Annotated in this window: 16 protein-coding genes; 10 read left to right on the top strand and 6 right to left on the bottom strand. The window is 34.8% G+C overall.

What is annotated here, in order from left to right:
* Nucleotides 1-16: 16 nt before the first annotated feature.
* The 5 genes from JO950_RS07435 to JO950_RS07415 all read right to left on the bottom strand — a co-directional run bounded on the left by JO950_RS07435 (nucleotide 17) and on the right by JO950_RS07415 (nucleotide 5,948).
* On the bottom strand, nucleotides 17-2,764 hold the full coding sequence (locus JO950_RS07435) for an outer membrane protein assembly factor (protein WP_202702080.1): 2,748 nt from the start codon (nucleotides 2,762-2,764) through the stop codon (nucleotides 17-19).
* Complete coding sequence (locus JO950_RS07430; RefSeq protein ID WP_070905629.1) at nucleotides 2,697-3,437, bottom strand: isoprenyl transferase; 741 nt, start codon at nucleotides 3,435-3,437, stop codon at nucleotides 2,697-2,699. Before JO950_RS07430 ends, JO950_RS07435 begins: the two co-directional genes overlap by 68 nt.
* Before the next feature lie 5 nt (nucleotides 3,438-3,442).
* Complete coding sequence (locus JO950_RS07425) at nucleotides 3,443-4,132, bottom strand: DUF6089 family protein (RefSeq protein ID WP_202702079.1); 690 nt, start codon at nucleotides 4,130-4,132, stop codon at nucleotides 3,443-3,445.
* A 173-nt stretch (nucleotides 4,133-4,305) separates the two neighbouring features.
* Complete coding sequence (locus JO950_RS07420) at nucleotides 4,306-5,193, bottom strand: NAD kinase (protein ID WP_202702078.1); 888 nt, start codon at nucleotides 5,191-5,193, stop codon at nucleotides 4,306-4,308.
* A gap of 95 nt (nucleotides 5,194-5,288) precedes the next feature.
* Complete coding sequence (locus tag JO950_RS07415) at nucleotides 5,289-5,948, bottom strand: CBS domain-containing protein (RefSeq protein ID WP_202702077.1); 660 nt, start codon at nucleotides 5,946-5,948, stop codon at nucleotides 5,289-5,291.
* A gap of 116 nt (nucleotides 5,949-6,064) precedes the next feature.
* Between JO950_RS07415 and JO950_RS07410 the strand changes: the two genes are divergently transcribed.
* The 4 genes from JO950_RS07410 to JO950_RS07395 all read left to right on the top strand — a co-directional run bounded on the left by JO950_RS07410 (nucleotide 6,065) and on the right by JO950_RS07395 (nucleotide 11,063).
* Nucleotides 6,065-6,778 (top strand): pyridoxine 5'-phosphate synthase, encoded by a 714-nt coding sequence (locus JO950_RS07410; RefSeq protein ID WP_017497925.1) that lies wholly within the window; start codon nucleotides 6,065-6,067, stop codon nucleotides 6,776-6,778.
* Between the two features lie 34 nt (nucleotides 6,779-6,812).
* Nucleotides 6,813-7,799, top strand: a complete 987-nt coding sequence (locus JO950_RS07405) for a YhcG family protein (protein WP_202702076.1) — start codon at nucleotides 6,813-6,815, stop codon at nucleotides 7,797-7,799.
* Between the two features lie 80 nt (nucleotides 7,800-7,879).
* Nucleotides 7,880-10,159 (top strand): TonB-dependent receptor, encoded by a 2,280-nt coding sequence (locus JO950_RS07400; protein ID WP_202702075.1) that lies wholly within the window; start codon nucleotides 7,880-7,882, stop codon nucleotides 10,157-10,159.
* A 7-nt stretch (nucleotides 10,160-10,166) separates the two neighbouring features.
* Nucleotides 10,167-11,063, top strand: coding sequence for a DUF4249 domain-containing protein (locus JO950_RS07395; RefSeq protein ID WP_202702074.1), 897 nt, complete (start codon nucleotides 10,167-10,169; stop codon nucleotides 11,061-11,063).
* Between the two features lie 5 nt (nucleotides 11,064-11,068).
* Here JO950_RS07395 and JO950_RS07390 read toward each other — a convergent pair whose 3' ends face one another.
* A complete protein-coding gene (locus JO950_RS07390; protein WP_202702073.1) occupies nucleotides 11,069-12,445 on the bottom strand; it encodes a hypothetical protein in 1,377 nt (458 codons plus the stop codon).
* Nucleotides 12,446-12,643: 198 nt separating this feature from the next.
* On the opposite strand from JO950_RS07390, the gene JO950_RS07385 reads away from it, so the two are divergent.
* From JO950_RS07385 to clpX, 6 genes are all read left to right on the top strand, one after another.
* The gene (locus tag JO950_RS07385; protein ID WP_202702072.1) at nucleotides 12,644-13,408 is read left to right on the top strand and encodes an alpha/beta fold hydrolase; all 765 of its coding nucleotides are present in this window, start codon (nucleotides 12,644-12,646) and stop codon (nucleotides 13,406-13,408) included.
* A gap of 39 nt (nucleotides 13,409-13,447) precedes the next feature.
* Nucleotides 13,448-13,936, top strand: a complete 489-nt coding sequence (locus JO950_RS07380; RefSeq protein ID WP_202702071.1) for a YdcF family protein — start codon at nucleotides 13,448-13,450, stop codon at nucleotides 13,934-13,936.
* Between the two features lie 40 nt (nucleotides 13,937-13,976).
* Complete coding sequence (locus tag JO950_RS07375; RefSeq protein ID WP_202702070.1) at nucleotides 13,977-14,321, top strand: phage holin family protein; 345 nt, start codon at nucleotides 13,977-13,979, stop codon at nucleotides 14,319-14,321.
* A 118-nt stretch (nucleotides 14,322-14,439) separates the two neighbouring features.
* Entirely contained in the window at nucleotides 14,440-15,762 is a 1,323-nt protein-coding gene (locus JO950_RS07370) for a trigger factor (protein ID WP_202702069.1), read from the top strand.
* 306 nt (nucleotides 15,763-16,068) lie between these two features.
* On the top strand, nucleotides 16,069-16,743 hold the full coding sequence (gene clpP, locus JO950_RS07365) for an ATP-dependent Clp endopeptidase proteolytic subunit ClpP (protein ID WP_017497934.1): 675 nt from the start codon (nucleotides 16,069-16,071) through the stop codon (nucleotides 16,741-16,743).
* 203 nt (nucleotides 16,744-16,946) lie between these two features.
* Nucleotides 16,947-18,179 carry an ATP-dependent Clp protease ATP-binding subunit ClpX gene (gene clpX, locus JO950_RS07360; RefSeq protein ID WP_202702068.1) on the top strand — a complete coding sequence of 411 codons (1,233 nt, stop codon included), beginning with the start codon at nucleotides 16,947-16,949 and terminating at the stop codon, nucleotides 18,177-18,179.
* The last annotated feature ends 10 nt before the right edge of the window (nucleotides 18,180-18,189 follow it).

The following is an 18,189-nucleotide window of genomic DNA, read 5'->3' as shown; positions in this document are numbered from 1 at the left end:
ACCAACTATTGTTTTTTTAGAATTGTTGCCCGATGATAAAGTGAATCTCTTTACCATGTGCCTTAGTTTCTCCTGGTTGAGGATCGAAACCGTAACCCCAGTCAATACCCAATAATCCAAATGCCGGCATGAATACACGTAGACCAACACCCGCAGAACGGTTCAAATCAAATGGGTTATAAGCTTTAAAAGTTGGGTATGATGAACCAGCTTCTAAAAACGCCAATGCATAAATCGATGCAGAAGCTTTTAATGTAATCGGATAACGTAACTCCATAGAGAATTTGTTATAGATTGTGGCTCCAATCTGTTCTCCATTTGCATTTACCGGAGTTAAAGAGTTGTTTTCATAACCTCTCAACTGTACCGTTTCTCTACCATCCATCGAGTAGTTTGCCATTCCGTCTCCACCTAAATAGAAACGCTCAAATGGTACCACTCCTCTTTCCTGGTTGTATGCTCCAAGGAATCCAAACTCTGTTAAAGTTCGCATTACTAATTTACCATAAAGTTTGGTAAACCACTCTCCTTTGAATTTAATTTTATAATATTCCAGCCAATTATATCTTTTTTGATCCACTTTCCCCTGGTCAACATCTGCACTTGCGTAATCAGAACCAACACTTACAACTCCTGCTTGTCCGTTTATGATTTCCGTTTTGGTATAATCTCCGGTATTCATCGGCTTGCCATCTGCACCAGATCTTGGATCTCCTGTGTATTGTGTTTTATATTCTTTTTGATTTTTTAGATCACCGTAATTAATTCCGTTAAACAATGAATAGGGAGGAGTTACTTTTGCAGAAATACTAAAGTCTGAACCATAGGTTGGAAATATTGGGTTAACCCCTTTATTGCTTCTTGAAAGTCCAATAGTATACGCTAAGTTTCTTGATGCTCCGTTACCAAAGGTAAACAATCCTGTGTTATAATTGTTCAAATCATAATGTTGGTAACTTACAGACTGTGATAATACGAAGTAATCGTCCGGCACAGTAAGTCTTTTAGCTAAACCAACCTGCAAGGTCAAGATGTTGAAACTTTTGCTTTTGTCAACATTTCTGGTAGCGAAATTGTTTAGGAATTGCTTACTGTATGAAATAGAAGAACTAAATTGTACCGGTTTCTTTCCTCCAAACCATGGTTCTGAAAATGACACACTATAGGTTTGGAAATAAGTACTTCCCTGTAAACGAAGTGCTACTTTTTGACCGTCACCCATTGGTAATGGTTTGTAAGATTCTTTATTAAACAGGTTTCTTGCTGAGAAGTTGTTAAATGATAATCCAAGGGTTCCAATGAAACCTCCACCACCGTAACCTCCCTGAAGTTCTACCTGGCTGGATCCTTTTTCTACAACATGGTATTCAATGTCTACAGTTCCTGCTGCAGCATCAACATTTTTGAATTTTGGATCAATGGCTTCAGGATCAAAGAATCCTAATTGTCCAATTTCACGAATTGTTCGAACTAACTGTTCTTTACTGTATTTTTCTCCCGGTTTAGTTCTTAATTCACGATAAATAACGTGGTCGTTTGTTTTATCATTTCCTACAACCGATATTTTGTTGAAGTATGCGATTGGACCTTCTGTAACTCTGATCTCAAAATCGATGGTGTCGTTTACTGTTTTTACCTCTACAGCATTAATGTTAGAGAATAAATAACCGTTGTTTTGGTATAAGTTTGTGATGTCTTCAGCATCAGGTTTTGTCTTGTCGGCAATACGTTTTTCCAGTAAAACACCGTTGTAAGTTTCGCCTTTTTTGATTCCTAAATAACGGTTTAATAATTGATCTGAATAGACTGTATTTCCTAAGAATTTAATATTTCCGAAGTAGTATTTGTTTCCTTCTTCCACATTAATTTTGATGGCCAGCATATTTTTCTTCTTGTCGTATTTAACAGAATCAGAAATAATACGGGCATCACGATATCCCTTTTCTTTATAAGCGGCAACGACTTTTTCTAAGTCAGTTTTGTATTTTTCAGGGATGAATTTAGAAGATTTTAAGATACGGAGTATGTTCTTTTGTTTGGTATCTTTCATAGCAGCTCGCAACTGATTTCCGCTAAGCTGTTTGTTTCCGATGAAATCGATACTGCTAATCTTGACCTTATCTCCTTTATCTACCCGTACAAGCATGTTTACATGATTACCTGCAGTACTATCAGGAGTATTGGTAATAGTAACTTTAGTGTTGTAGAACCCTTCTTTTTTATATTTATTTTCAATATAATTTTTAGTTGTCGTGATTAAGTTTTCGTTGACAATTTTGTTTTTGGTCAGATTATTGTCCTTAATTAAGCCTTCGATTTTATTTTTTTTGATCCCAACGAATTTAACTTCGTTTAATTTAGGGAGTTCGACAATGTTCAGATCCAAATAGATACTGTCGTTGTCGATTTTGTTAACATAAAAAGAGATTTCGTCAAAAAGGCCAAGTTTGCCTAATTTTTTAATAGCACCACTAATTTCTTCACCCGGAACGGCAATTTCCTGTCCTTTTTGAAGACCTGAAAATGTAACAACTGTTTGTTCGTTAAAGCTTATTTTACCAACAACAGAAACTTTGGCAAGAATATATTTTTTCCCCTGATCAAAAGGAACTCTTTCCTGCGCTTTAATTTGTGAAAAACTACCCAAAAGAAGTAGGGTAAAGACTATTTGTATTCTTTTTTGCAACACTAAAAAATTATTTAATTTGTTCACTGGTTTTTCCAAATCTACGTTCTCTTTTTTGATAACTAATAATAGCCTCATATAAATCTTGGTCTTTAAAGTCTGGCCATAAGACATTAGTAAAATATAGTTCTGCATAGGCGATTTGCCATAGCAAAAAATTACTTATTCTATGCTCTCCACTTGTTCTTATTAATAAATCTACGTCAGGTAAATTTTGCGTGTAAAGATGCTCATTTATAATTGAATCGTCAATAGAGTCTATTGAAATTATATTATTTTTAACTTTATCACTGATGATTCTAACGGCTTGTACCAATTCTTCTCTTGATCCGTAACTTAATGCTAAAGTTAAGGTCAAACGGGTGTTATTTTTGGTCTTTTCTATTACATCCAACAACTCTTTTTGAGCTGATTTTGGTAATTTTTCAAGGTTCCCTATAGCATTAAGTTTGATGTTGTTTTCCTGTAGGGTCCCAAGTTCTTTTTTTAAGGAATTGATTAAAATTTTCATAAGTGCTTCGACTTCCAGTTTCGGACGATTCCAGTTTTCTGTCGAAAAAGCATATAGCGTCAGGTATTCAATACCAAGTTTGGCACATGTTTTTATGGTGTTTTTTACAGATTTTGTTCCGTTTTCGTGACCAAATGCTCTTAAAAAACCTTGTTGTTTTGCCCAACGGCCATTCCCGTCCATAATAATGGCCAGATGTTGAGGTAAATTTGTTTTATCTATTGATTCTAGTAAATTCATTTTTATTATTCTGCGCAATAGCAAGGTTTTTCTCCAAAGGTATACGTTAAAGTAATACCAGAGAAGACATACCAATCATTATTATTTAAATTTCCAAACTGTAATATGTTTGTGTTTTTTGTATTTGGATTGCTGGAGTCCATAGCATCTGTAAAAGTATATCGTGCTCCAACTTCAGCTCCCAGAACAATACTTGGTGTTATGTTTGATTTTATACCTAATATAATAGGTATGGCAAACGAACTTGAACTTATGGATTGTGTTACGGTTGGACTTGATGTAAAGCGATACAATTTGTCGTACATAAAAAAGTTAAGTCCAGAGAAAATATACGGAGTTACTTTTCTGTGATAATCATGCAGATTGAAGTCGAAAAAATTGAATTCCAGACCAGCCGAAAGTTCTTTTACATTATTTTTAAAGCTATAGCCTCTTCTGTTTCTTCCTGTTTCAGATGAATCGAAATCGTTTCCTGTAACGGTTGATTGTGTATACGAGAATCGATAGGAGTGACGCGGACTTTTGTTCCATTTGTACAATACACCAAAAGCCAGTTTTTCCGGTGCAACATAGGTAGTTTTGCCTACATCTCCTACAAAGTTACTTCCACCTAAAAAAACACCAATCTCATTAATTTGAGCATTTAGTGTGATAAAGGGGAATAAACATAACAATAAATTAAAAATTTTCTTCATTTAATTCAAAATTGCGTGCAAATATAATAATTATCGATTCGAATCAAAGTTTGTTTAGCTAAATGTGCTTTTTTTTCAATTTACAATATGATTTTGAGCTATTTGGTGATGATTCGCTATATGCAGAACGGGAAAATGTAGTATTATCGTATAGTGGTAATTCAGAAAACCGCTTAATTTCTCTTGTCTTCTCCCCAGAGCAGTTTTTTTCTCAGTGTTTTCAGGAAAGTTTCGCCCGGTATTTCCACCATTTTTATTTTGAAATCGGTTTTTTTAATTTTTAGAACAGAATCATTTTTTACAGAGGTGATTCGGGAATCTAAAGAAACTAAATACTGGTCTTCTCTTCCGGTAACGCGAAGTTTGATTTCGGTATTGTCCGGGATAACCAATGGTCTAGCGTTTAAATTGTGCGGTGCAATAGGAGTAATTACCAAGCTTTCAACATTTGGGGTCAGAATAGGACCGCCGCAGCTTAAGGAATACCCTGTTGAGCCAGTTGGCGTTGAAATGATTAGGCCATCTGCCCAGTATGAATTTAAATATTCATTGTTTAGATACGTTTCAACTGTAATCATAGACGTGGTGTCTTTTCGGCTAACAGTGACTTCGTTCATTGCAAAGTTTAAATCGTCTTCGATGGTGTCATTTTTAGGATCACAGGTTAAGCTTAATAAAGTTCTTTCGGAGATGGTGTAATTTTTGTCAATGATGTATTGTAAAAAATTATCAATACTTTCTCTGGGAACTGTTGCCAGAAACCCTAATCTTCCGGCGTTGATGCCTAATATTGGAATTCCTGAGTTGCGAACCAGAGTTGCGGCTCTTAAAATAGTTCCGTCACCACCAATACTAATGAGCATTTCGTAACTATCGTCTAACGAAGTAGAAGAAGAAAAGGTCTTGTATTCCTTTTTAACGAGTTCTTTTTCGTAGAGCATTTTCAGAAAGTCTTCTTCAATTACCATTTCGACATTATTGGAATTGAAAAAAATAAAAATGTCTTTAATAATGGGGCCTGTACTGTTTTGGTAATACTGCCCGTAAATGGCTACTTTCATTCGTTAATTAGATAATTTGTCAATGTGTTAATCAGATAATTTGTCAATGCGAAGATTATCTAATTAACTAATTTGCTTATTGACACATTAATAATTTATATGTTAAGGTATTTGTCCAGGTAATCAGAACGTTCTTTTAAGCTGTTGATATAAGCGTCTTCCTGATGTTCGGATATGATTTCGTAATTGTATCGTCTAAAAGTCTGGATGATTTCATTCATGGGGCCTACACCAATTTTTACGGTGATCTGAACATTTTCTAAGTCAGCTTCAGAGACAAAACAGCCTAGGATTTTGCCATTATTGCTTTCTATAATTTGAGTGACCTGCCCCATAGAGTAATCTAAAAGTCCTTTTTGAACGATTATAATGCCGCCTTGCTCTTTTAAAAAAGGAGTTTCCTGAAAAAACTTCATGATGTCCTCCATTTCATAATAACCAATATAGGCATTGTTTTCGTCAAGAACCGGGATTGTATTGGTGTGATTTTTAGCAAATACTTCCAGAACGTCGAGCCAAATCATAGATTTTCGGGCAAAAAAACGTTCCAGGGTATATTTGTAGTCAATGGCTTTTTTGTCTGTATCAAAAGTTTCGACATCATCGGCGGCGATACTTCCAATAAAAATTCCGTTTTCCAAAACCGGAAAATGCGAAAAACTCAAATCAGCAAAAAAGTCCTGAACCGATGCTATCGTTTCCTGACTATCAATCGCTCTGAAATCATTGGTGATATAGTTTGTAATTTCTGTCATAAATCTATTGAAGATATTTCATGCAAAATAATCAAAAAATAGCAAAAAACGCTACGTTTTACTTTGTATTTTTGTCGTAACAAATATAGTGTTACCAGAATTAATTATCTATTTATATGACAAAGTTAAGTGTAAATATCAATAAAATTGCAACGTTGCGAAATGCACGCGGCGGAAATGTTCCTGATTTATTAAAAGTTGCGACAGATATTCAGAATTTCGGAAGCCAGGGAATCACAATTCATCCGCGTCCGGACGAGCGTCATATTCGCTATCAGGATGCCCGCGATTTAAAAGCAATTGTATATACCGAATATAATATTGAAGGAAATCCTCAGCATAACTTTATCGATTTGGTTTTAGAATGTAAGCCAACACAGGTGACTCTGGTTCCTGATGCAATTGGAGCGATTACCTCGTCTGCAGGTTGGGATACTGTAGCCAATCAATCGTATCTGACGGAAGTTATTCAGGAATTTCAACGAAACGGAATCAGAACTTCAATTTTTGTCGATCCGGTGCTGGAAGTTATAGAAGGAGCAAAAAAAACAGGAACAGATCGTATTGAGTTGTACACGGAAGCTTTTGCACATCAATACGGTTTAGGGAATAAAAACGGAATTGATCCTTATGTTGAAGCGGCAAAACTGGCTAATGAATTGGATTTAGGGATTAATGCAGGTCACGATTTAAGTTTGGATAATATTCAGTTCTTCAAACAAAATATCCCGGGATTGTTAGAAGTGTCTATTGGTCATGCTTTGATTTCAGAAGCTCTTTATCTGGGCTTGGATAACGTAGTAAACATGTATCTGAATAAATTGAAGTAAGTTTTAAGGTTTAGATGACTTAAATATTTGGATAATGATCACGAATCAGACCCCGTTGTTTTCAGAAGTAAAAGAAATTATTCTCCAGTCTCGTAAACGAGTCTTTAGAATGGCAAATTCTATTTTGTTGGAAACCTATTGGGAAATTGGGAGAGTAATTGTTGAAGACGAACAAAGAGGGAAAGATCGCGCTGATTATGGTAAAGCTACTTTAATGAATCTTGCTAATCAGCTTACACTTGAGTTTGGAAAAGGGTTTGATGATAGTAATCTGAGAAATATGCGCGCTTTTTACAAAGTTTTTCCAATTCGTGACGCATTGCGTCACGAATTGAGTTGGACACATTATAGACTACTGTCGCGATTGGTTTCGGAGGAAAAAATAAATTATTATCTGAACGAAAGTATTCAGAACAACTGGAACAGCAGGACGCTTCAAAGGCAAATAAATTCATTAGCATTTGAACGTGTTGTGGAGCACAAAAGTATCAAAGCAGAATCAGATACTATTCAAAATTTAATAAAAGACCCTTATATTTTTGAATTCTTAGGATTGTCAGCTGAAGCTAAAAATTCTGAGCGAAGCTTAGAAACATCTATAATAGATCATTTACAGCAATTTTTATTGGAGTTTGGAAAAGGGTTTGCATTTGTAGGGAGACAACAGCATATTGTTACGGATACGTCTGATTTTTATATTGATTTGGTTTTTTATAATTACATTTTAAAATGTTTTGTAATTATAGATTTAAAAACCGGATTACTATCTCATCAGGATATTGGTCAGATTGATATGTATGTCCGAATGTATGATGATTTAAAGAAGAGCGAATCAGATCAGCCTACGATTGGAATTCTATTGTGTTCGGAAAAAGATGAAACGATAGTGAAATATTCTGTTTTAGCAGATAAGAAAAGTGTTTTTGCAAGCCAGTATTTACTATACATGCCAAAAGAAGAGGAATTAAAAGCGTTGATAGAGAATGATATTCAGCGATTTCAGTTAGATTCTGAAAGTTAAGCGTATAAAAATAAAACCATAATTACTCTTAGAAAACACTTTATAATTGCTTATTTTCGCACTTTTCTTATTAAAATCAAGTGCCAAAACCAATTATCCTCCTTTTTTTATTCTGTTTTTCCAATGTATTTGCACAATCTAAAGTCAGTATAAGTGGAAATCTAAAATCTTCTGAACACGAGAATCTTGTTGGAGCAAGTATTTCTCTAAAAACAGCGATCCAACAATATTATACGTTGTCTGACTCTATTGGTAATTTCTCGCAACAGCTGCCGCCGGGACATGTAGAAATAGCAATCAACCAATTGGGTTATCTTACGAAAATCATTAATCTTAACCTCGAAAAAGATACGGTGCTTTTGATAGTGCCGGACAAAGATGTTTCCCATCTGAAAGAAGTTATAGTAAACAATGATAAAAAAAGCCCAATAACGACTTTAGCAGGGGGGAAATTAGCCTTTAATTTAAAAGAATTGTCTTCAGTTCCGACCGTTTTAGGAACTACTGATATTATAAAACTTTTGCAGCTGACACCAGGAGTGCAAAATTCAGGAGATGCAAACGGATATTTGTATGTTAGAGGTGGAGATCCGGGACACAATGCCATTTTGTACGATGGAACTCCTGTATATGGAATGTCGCACTTGCTGGGAATTTTCCCTTTTTACAATACCGATCATATTAAAGGTGTCGAGTTTGATAAATCAAGTTCGAATGCAAAATATGGAGGACGTTTGAGTTCAACTACACTCTTGATACCGAATAAAAAAATACCTTCAGAATTAGGGATCCAGGGAAATGTTGGAATTTTAGCTTCGCAGCTTACATTGGCCGCTCCTGTTGGTAAAAACTCAGGTTTGTACATTTCAGGAAGGAAAACATATATTGATGAAATTGTTGCGCCATTATTGCGTTCCGGTTCAAAAAACAATGATGTTCAGAATATGAAATATGGCTTCTCAGATGGAAATTTGACTTTTATTTCTCAGCTTTCTAAAAATAATCTGCTTTCTGTTGATGCTTTTGTTAGTGGTGATGAGTTGAAGATCGAGGACGGAAATCTTGCTTTGAATACTAGCTTAAAGTGGAGTAACGTCACCATTTCTCCAACTTTGGTTACTGCAATTTCTCCAAATGTTAGCATGTCAAATGCGCTATATTTTAGTCAATATTCTAATGAACTGAATATGGAACAGGCAACAATTGAATTTGGAGTTTCGTCGTATGTAAAAGATTTTGGATTTAATAATGCTCTTAAATATCAGATAGAAAATGTTCCTGTAGAATCGGGAATACAATACGTACATCATAATTTGCAGCCTCAAAAAGTGAATGTCGAGAATTTGACAGATGCTAGCAATACTTTTCAAAATAGCACAATTAATGCCAATGAGGCGGCTGTTTTTACGACTGTAAAGCCAAGATTTACAGATCGTTTAAGCGCCGAATTAGGTGTTAGGGTTAATTATTATACTTCAGGATCCCGTGATTCTTATTTGCATTTTCAGCCCAGAGTTTTATTGAATTATCTGTTAAACGAAAAATATTCTTTTTATGGATCTTATAACAGACAATATCAATACCTAAGTCTGATAACTACTTCAAGTGTTGGAATTCCTACTGATTTTTGGATTGCCAGTTCAGACGGCATAAAACCGCAATCGTCAGACGAGTTTTCGATTGGTTCTAATCAGAATATTTCGAAAAATTTCAGTACTTCTTTGGGAGGTTTTTATCGTTCGATGAAAAATCTGCTTGAATATCCGTACGGAATCACACAGTTTAATGAGGTTACCACATTCAAAAACGACTTGTTGACAGGAAAAGGAAAAGCATACGGATTAGAAGTGATGCTTCGTAAGAGCAATGGAAAGTTTACAGGTTGGCTGAGTTATACACTAAGCTGGTCAGATCGTAATTTTGAGGAGCTTAATAATGGAAAAACGTATTTTGCCAAGTACGACAGACGTCATAATCTGTCGATTGTTGGGATGTACGATCTGAATGCCAAATGGAATTTCGGAGTTACACAACTGTTTGGTTCCGGGAATCGCTTCACTATGCCAACATCCTGGTATTTCATCAATAATAATCCGGTTAAAGAGTATTCAGGTTATAACAATGCACAAATGCCTAATTATATCCGAACCGATCTTTCGGTGAATTATTTCTTTGTGAAAACGAATAAAAAAGAAAGTGCACTGAATTTCTCGATTTACAACACGTTCAATATCAAGAATCCGGTTTATGTAGTATTGAGTGTAAAAGAGAATAAGGACAAAAACAGTGTAATTGTAAAACAGGAAGAAAAGGTTTTGTATCGCATATTGCCTTCCGTAAGCTGGAGGTTTAAATTTTAAAAAAAAGATGAAAAAATATTTATTGCTGATTGCTGTTCTGATAGTGACAAGCTGTTCCAAAGATGATTTTGGTCAGCTAGGGACAGAATCTAAAATTGTAGTAGAAGGCTGGATTGAAGAAGGCGATTACGCTCAGGTTTTGCTATCGAGCAGTATTCCGGTTACCAATACAATAGATTCGACTAATGTGTTAAATCATGTTATACGTTCTGCAAAAATTACAATTTCAGATGGTATGACCTCAGAGGTTTTAAGGGTTAAGAATGATAAAAACAGAGTGCCTCCGTTTGTGTATTATGGTTCGGTTCTCAAAGGAGAAGCAGGGAAAGAATATTTTTTGAAAATAGAGTATTTAAACCGCGTGGTGGAAGCGACAACCAAAATTCCAAGATCGGTAGCCATAAAAAGTGCAGTGTACATAAAGAAGGCTGACACCGATACGACCGGTTATGTTTTTGTGAAATTTGATGATCCGGTAAACGAAAAAAACTATTATCAGATTGCAACCAGAATAGAAGGACAGGAGCCTGTTTTTGTTCCTGCGTTTTATGGCAATTTAGACGATAAAAATTTTACTACAGCCGCCGTATCCGTTCAAATTAACAGAGGCATTTTACTTTTTCCTAAAACTAAGTTCACCCCTTATTTTGCAGATGGAGATTTAATACTGGTAAAATTAAGAACTCAAAATAAAGAAGCTTTAGATTTTTGGAACAGCTGGCAAAACGAAATCGTAAACAGCAGAAATCCTATTTATCCGGCAAACACAAGTTTAAAATCAAATATTAAAGGCGGAATAGGAATCTGGGCAGGCTATGGTCAAAGTACCGTTGTTGTAAAGACCGCGGAAAAAATAAAGCCGTTTTTAAACTATTTTCAAAACGGCTTTAAGTTTATATTTTAAGAGGTTTATTTTCTCTCAAAAGCTTTGATGAAATCTTGAAACTTGGCATCAAGTTTTTCGAATCCTACAGAGAAGTAAGTGCTGAAAGAAACTTCAGTATTATCATTGAATTTTAAATAATATTCTTCTTCATAGTAAGCTCTTGTAAATGATTCTCCCGTACCATTGTGTGACCAGTAAGAATTTTTGGTATCCCAAACAGGTAAAGTGGTAGTGTAATCATAGTCTGATTTTTCGGAACGCAGAACAATATCTGCAATTTTAGTTCCGTCTTTCTTAGAAACTAAGACTAATTTTATGTTTTTGTTGAAAATAGTAGCTGTGCCTTCAGAATATTTTTTGTTATATGCATTTACTGCAGTGTAATATTCTTTATAGTTAGCTTTAGCGTTGTATGAGTCTGGGTAAGCAGGGTATGATATACTTTTCTCTAATGCCGCGTCATCAGCAGCTTCAGTAGCTAAATCAGTTTCAGCAACGATAATAAAATTGTCCATTAGTTTAATCAGTCCGTTTGCTTTGCCTCTGTATTGAACAAGTTTATCATCATTGATAAGAGCATCAATATTAGCAGAGCTTCCTGCGCTGAAGTCAAGTAAAGTTTTTCCGTTGTAGGTAAAAAGGGCTTTTGAAGTGTTTTCAGTTCCTTTTTTACCATTCATTTCCCAAGTATAACCATCATTTAAAACCATTTTATAAGTAAACTCATCAGGAGATTGGTTTTTTGAAGAATATTTGGCAGTTTGGGTAAAAGTCGCCGCTGTTGTATTGTCGATGGTCAAGATAGCATCTGTAGATGTTGGTAAAAAGAAATAATCATACACAGATGGGCTTTGGATATATTGTTGTTTTACAGCATCATAAGTCCATTTTCCGTAAGTGTCGATACTTTTTACTTTTACATCAGAAGCAACAGCTTTTACAGAAAGAATTGCATTGTTTGTTGTTTGTGTTTTTTTAGCCGGGAAAACGAATTTCAGTTCTGTTGTAGAAGCTGTTTTTACCCAGGTTTTTGCGGTATTGTCCCAAGTGTAAATACCGTAAACTCCGGAAACGTTTAAAATGTCTTCTATTTTATTGCTGTTTTTTCCGTTAGTAACGTCAACTTCACTAATCTCTAATAATCTGTTTAAGTTTTGTGTTGCTTCAATAGCACCAGAACTTTTAGATTTGTCTAATTGAACGAACATTTCATTAGCTTCTGCCTCTAATTTTATTTTTTGATCAGCAGGAGTTAATTTAGAATAAGGTTGTTTTAGAATAGCTGCAATTTGTTCATCACGAGTTTGTTCTGTTGGAGTTTCTTCTTTGCTGTCGTCACTAGAACAGGAAACCATAAGTTGAGAAGCAACTAAGGATACTAAAAATAATTTTTTAATCATGGTTGAGGTTTAAATTAAATAAAATTTTATTTTGATTTTTAAAGGCGCAAGTTACGGTTTGTATCTGTGCTTTCTTTACGGAAAGCCGTAAAGGCGCTAAGTTTTTTTAAATAAAGGAGCTTTGTCGAGGTTAATTAGTTTAAGAATTGGTGCATAACTTTTTTTACCTTTGCGGATAGTTTTTAAAACCCAATACAAATGTTATATTCGAAAATAGAAGGAGAAGGAAAACCTTTCGTAATCATGCACGGATTTTTAGGAATGTCAGACAACTGGAAAACACTTGCAGGTCAATATGTCGACGCGGGGTTTCAGGTTCATCTTCTGGATTTGAGAAATCACGGCCGTAGTTTTCATTCAGACGAATGGTCGTATGAGGCGATGGTACAAGACGTGTTTGAATATTGTCAGGCCAATCAGTTAAATAAAATAGAGCTGTTAGGACATTCAATGGGAGGGAAAGTGGCCATGCTTTTCGCTACTACACATCCTGAAATAGTCGATAAATTAATTGTAGCCGATATTGGCCCTCGATTTTACAAACAGCACCATCAGGATATTTTGGCAGGATTAAATGCCGTTGATTTTTCGGTAAAACCAAGTCGAAATGATGTTGAAGCAATTGTGGCGCAATACGTTCCCGATTTTGGTACACGACAATTTTTATTAAAGAATTTATATTGGAAGGAACCGGGACAGCTGGCTTTCAGATTCAATCTGGCAGTTTTTAATGATAATCTGGATGCTATCGGAAAAGCGCTGGCCGATGATTTAGTTTTCGATAAAGAGACCTTGTTTATAAGAGGAGGGGATTCCGGCTATATTTTAGATGCAGATTTTGAAGCAATACGCAAACATTTTCCTAAAGCAAAATTCGAAACCATTCCCAATGCAGGACACTGGCTTCACGCCGAAAATCCAAAAATGTTTTTTGAACTGACAGCAGGATTTTTAAAAGAGTAAGTTTTGATTTAAAAGGACTAGTTCTATTTAGTTTAAAAGATGAAAGTTTTAATAGTTTTGGGATCTCCAAATTCAGAAACAGGAGATTTGGGGCAGGTAGCTCTGGACAGGTTAAAGTATTGTTTGGATATTTTTGAATCAAAGGACAATTGCATTATTTGTACAGGAGGTTTTGGAGAGCACTTTAATACAGCGCCGCTTCCACATGCCAATTATGCTGTGAAATATTTAAAAGAGAAAGGACTTAGTGCTGAAAATTTTCTGGAGTGTGCCTTGTCTGCCAATACCGTCGAAGATGCGGTTGTATCAAAAAAGATAGTGCTCAATCACAACTTAAATTCGGTTGTGGTCATTACGTCTGATTATCATGTTGAAAGAGTGAAACTTATTTTTGATGAAATTTTAGGATTTGATCAGATTGAATATGTCGGAGTAACACATGATATTTCCGATAGTGAAAAAAAGAAATTACTGGAGCACGAAAAAAAAGCAATCAATGCAATTTTGAGCAAAGGTTTATATTATTAAATTTTAGTACTTTTAAATAAATTTTTAAAACCATACCATTATGAATTTACTACTCAGACTTCTTGTTACGGCAGGTTTAGTTTTGTTAATTGCCCACTTTTTACCTGGTGTTCATGTTGCCAGTTTTACCACCGCGGTAATTGTTGCGGTAGTTTTAGGGTTGTTAAATATTTTTATAAAACCAATATTAGTAGTTTTGACTTTACCGGTTACACTTATTACTTTAGGTTTATTTCTGTTAGTAATTAATGCAATTATTATTTTGTTCTGTACAAATATTGTCGGAGGCTTTGCCGTCGATTCGTTCTGGACAGCCTTGTTTTTTAGTGTTATCTTGTCTATCCTTCAATCGATCACCTATAAGATTATAGGAGACGACAAATAAAACAAATAGAGAAAGCGCGATTAAAACGTATTCTAATACAATAGATTAAAAACTTGGTTGGGTTGCAAAAATTTTATAATTTTGCGACCCAATTTTATTATGTAAATCAAAGAAGAAAATGGATATTAAAAGAGTAGCAATAGACGCTGTGAATGAAACTATTGTAATGACAGTTGTTCACATGGATTATAAAGGTCAGGTAGCAAAAAGAATAAACGAAAAAATGCCGTTGGCTACTGTAAAAGGTTTCAGAAAAGGACAGGTTCCTAAAGACCTGGTTGAAAAACAATACGGAAAAGCAATTAAGCAGGAAGAAGTTAAAAAAGTAGTTGATTTGGCTTTAGAGCGTTTTGTTCAATCTGAAAGATTAAATCTTTTAGGAACTCCGCTAGCTAAAGTAAACGAAAACTTTGACTGGGATGCTGAAGAATTAACATTCGAGTACGAAATTGGTTTAGTGCCAAACTTCGAAATTGATTTAGAAGCTAAAAACAATATCGTAAAATACATCGTGACTGCTGATGATAAATTAATCGACGGTCAGGTAGAGCGTATCCAAAAACAATTTGGAAAAGCAATTCCACAAGAAGTGGTAGTAGCTGATTCTGATTTGACAGGAACTTTCGCTAACGAAGAAAACGGAATCAACAATACAACTACAATCGCTGTAGCTACTTTCAACAAAGCTGCCGGAGATAAATTCATCGGTAAAAAAGTGGGTGATGTTGTAACAGTAAGCACAAAAGGTTTATTTGAAGACGATCACCAATTAATGGACTACCTAAAAGTAGGTCATGATAATGTTCACGGTTTAGATATCGAAGTAAACTTTACTATCGAGGCTATCAACGGAGCTGAATTGGCTGAATTGAACCAGGAGTTATTCGATAAACTTTTTGGTGAAGGAAAAGTAGCTTCTTTAGAAGATTTGAAATCTAAAATTAAAGAAGATGCTGAAGCTCAATTCGCTCAGCAAGCAGATCAAAAATTATTGTTAGACGTTCAGGACTTCTTGATCGAAAGTACAAAATTTGATTTACCGGCTGAATTCCTTAAAAAATGGTTGCAAACTGTTGGAGAGAAAAAACTTTCTGCAGAAGAAGCTGAAATTGAATATGCAAGATCTGAAAAAGGATTACGTTTTCAATTAATCGAAGGAAAAGCTTTAGCACAAAGTAATATCCAGATTAATTTTGAAGATTTGAAAGCTTTTACAACAAATGCAATCAAACAACAAATGGCTCAATTTGGACAGTTAAATCCTTCTGACGAAGAAGTTCAGACAATTGTAGCAAGAGTTTTATCAAACCAGGAAGAAGTGAAAAGACTTTCTGAGCAGGTAGTAGCTGAGAAGTTATTGGAAATCTTTAAAGAAAAAGCAAATCCAACTACAAAAGAAGTAACTTACGAAGAATTTATTGCCGCTTCATACGGAGAATAATTTTTTAGTCTGTAATGTCATAAAGTCAAAAGTTGTAAAGTCTTTCAAACTTTATGAATTTATTACAAACATGAACTAATAAAAAATAGTTATATTTGAGCGTCAATGGAAGTTTTTTCTATTGACGCTTATTTTTTGTTTCAGGTTTCAGGTTTCAAGTTTTATTACGTAATGTTAGAACTTGAAACGTGAAATAAATTATAAAATAAGACAAATTGACATCCTTTCTAAAAAGGTATGAAGTTTGTCTTTTGTTTTAAGTCACTTTCAGACTTTAGACTTTCAAACTTTAAACTAAGAAAAAATATGAACTACGGTAAAGAATTCAAAAAATTTGCTACAAAGCACCAGGGAGTAAATGCCATGTACTATGACAAAATTATAGCGGCAATGAACCCAACCAATATGACTCCATATATTATTGAAGAACGTCAGTTGAATATTTCTCAATTAGATGTTTTTTCCAGATTAATGATGGACAGAATTATCTTTTTAGGAACAGGTATCGACGACCAGATCGCGAACATTGTTCAGGCACAGTTATTATTTTTAGAAAGTGCTGATGCTTCAAAAGACATTCAGATTTATCTGAATTCTCCTGGAGGAAGTGTTTATGCAGGATTAGGAATTTATGATACCATGCAATATATCAAACCGGATGTAGCGACAATTTGTACCGGTATGGCAGCCTCTATGGGAGCAGTACTATTATGTGCAGGAGCAGCGGGAAAACGTTCGGCTTTACCACATTCAAGAGTAATGATTCACCAGCCATCTGGAGGAGCTCAGGGAGTTGCAACAGATATGGAAATCAACTTACGTGAAATGTTGAAATTGAAAGATGAATTGTATCATATTATTTCTCAACATTCAGGACAAACTTTTGATAAAGTACACAAAGACAGTGAGCGTGATTACTGGATGATTGCAGATGAAGCAAAAGAATACGGAATGATTGATGAAGTATTAAGAAGAAGCTAATTTTTTTTAAAGCTTCTAAGTTGCTAAGACGCTAAGATTCTAAGTGTTCTTTGTGATTTAAAATTTTAAATAAAAAAAATAAAAATATTAGAGCCTGTTTAAAATTTAAACAGGCTCTTAAACTGTAAAGAGTTAAGTTTTAAAGTTTTAGTTGAAAAACTTTAAAACTTAGTATCTTTGCAGCTTAGTAACTTAAATAAAGAATGGCAAAAGTAGTATTAGAATGTTCGTTTTGTGGAAGAAAAAAGCCAGAAACTAATTTATTGATTGCAGGTATCAATGCACATATCTGTGATAAGTGTATCGAGCAGGCACATGGAATTGTATTAGAAGAATTAAAATCAAGTGGAAGCGCAAAACTTGTTGGGGATTTAATTTTAAAGAAACCAAAAGAAATCAGAGCTTTCTTAGATCAATATGTTATTGGCCAGGATCAGACGAAAAAAGTAATGTCGGTTGCTGTTTACAATCACTACAAACGTTTAATGCAACAGCAATTAGACGATGAAGTTGAGATTGAAAAAAGTAACATCATTATGGTGGGGCAAACCGGAACAGGAAAAACACTGGTAGCAAAAACAATTGCTAAAATGTTAGACGTTCCTTTGGCTATCGTTGATGCGACCGTACTTACCGAGGCAGGTTATGTAGGAGAAGATGTTGAAAGTATTTTAACACGTTTGCTGCAAGCTGCCGATTATGATGTAACCAAAGCCGAAAGAGGAATCGTTTTTATTGACGAGATTGATAAAATTGCCCGTAAGAGTGATAATCCGTCTATTACCCGTGACGTTTCCGGTGAAGGAGTACAACAGGCTTTATTGAAACTGCTTGAAGGAACCGTCGTAAACGTGCCGCCAAAAGGAGGACGTAAACACCCGGACCAGAAATTTGTGGAAGTAAATACGCAAAACATCCTGTTTATTGCAGGAGGTGCTTTTGATGGCGTTGAGCGTATCATTTCTAAACGTTTGAACCGTCAGGCTGTTGGATATTCGACTTCTAAAAATGTAGACAATATCGATAAAGACAATTTATTGCAATACATTATTCCAAAAGATATTAAAGATTTCGGTTTGATTCCTGAAATTATTGGACGTTTACCGGTTTTAACGCACATGGATCCTTTAGACAAAGAAACCCTGCGTGCAATTTTGACACAGCCTAAAAATGCTTTGGTAAAACAATACCAAAAATTATTCTTAATGGATGAAGTTGAATTCACCATTACAGATGAGGCATTAGATTTTATTGTAGACAAAGCATTAGAGTACAAATTAGGAGCACGTGGATTGCGTTCGTTATGCGAAGCAATCTTAACCGATGCCATGTACGAATTGCCAAGTTCAGACGATAAAGTTTTAAGTATCGATAAAGATTATGCAAAACATACTTTGAATAAAAATCTATTGAAACGTATGGAAATCGCTTCATAAGTTTCTATAA

It is taken from the genome of Flavobacterium sp. UGB4466 (genome assembly GCF_903469665.1).
GTDB lineage: Bacteria > Bacteroidota > Bacteroidia > Flavobacteriales > Flavobacteriaceae > Flavobacterium > Flavobacterium lipolyticum.
Note: the sequence above shows the minus strand (reverse complement) of the source record. Positions and strands in the feature narration are given on the sequence as shown.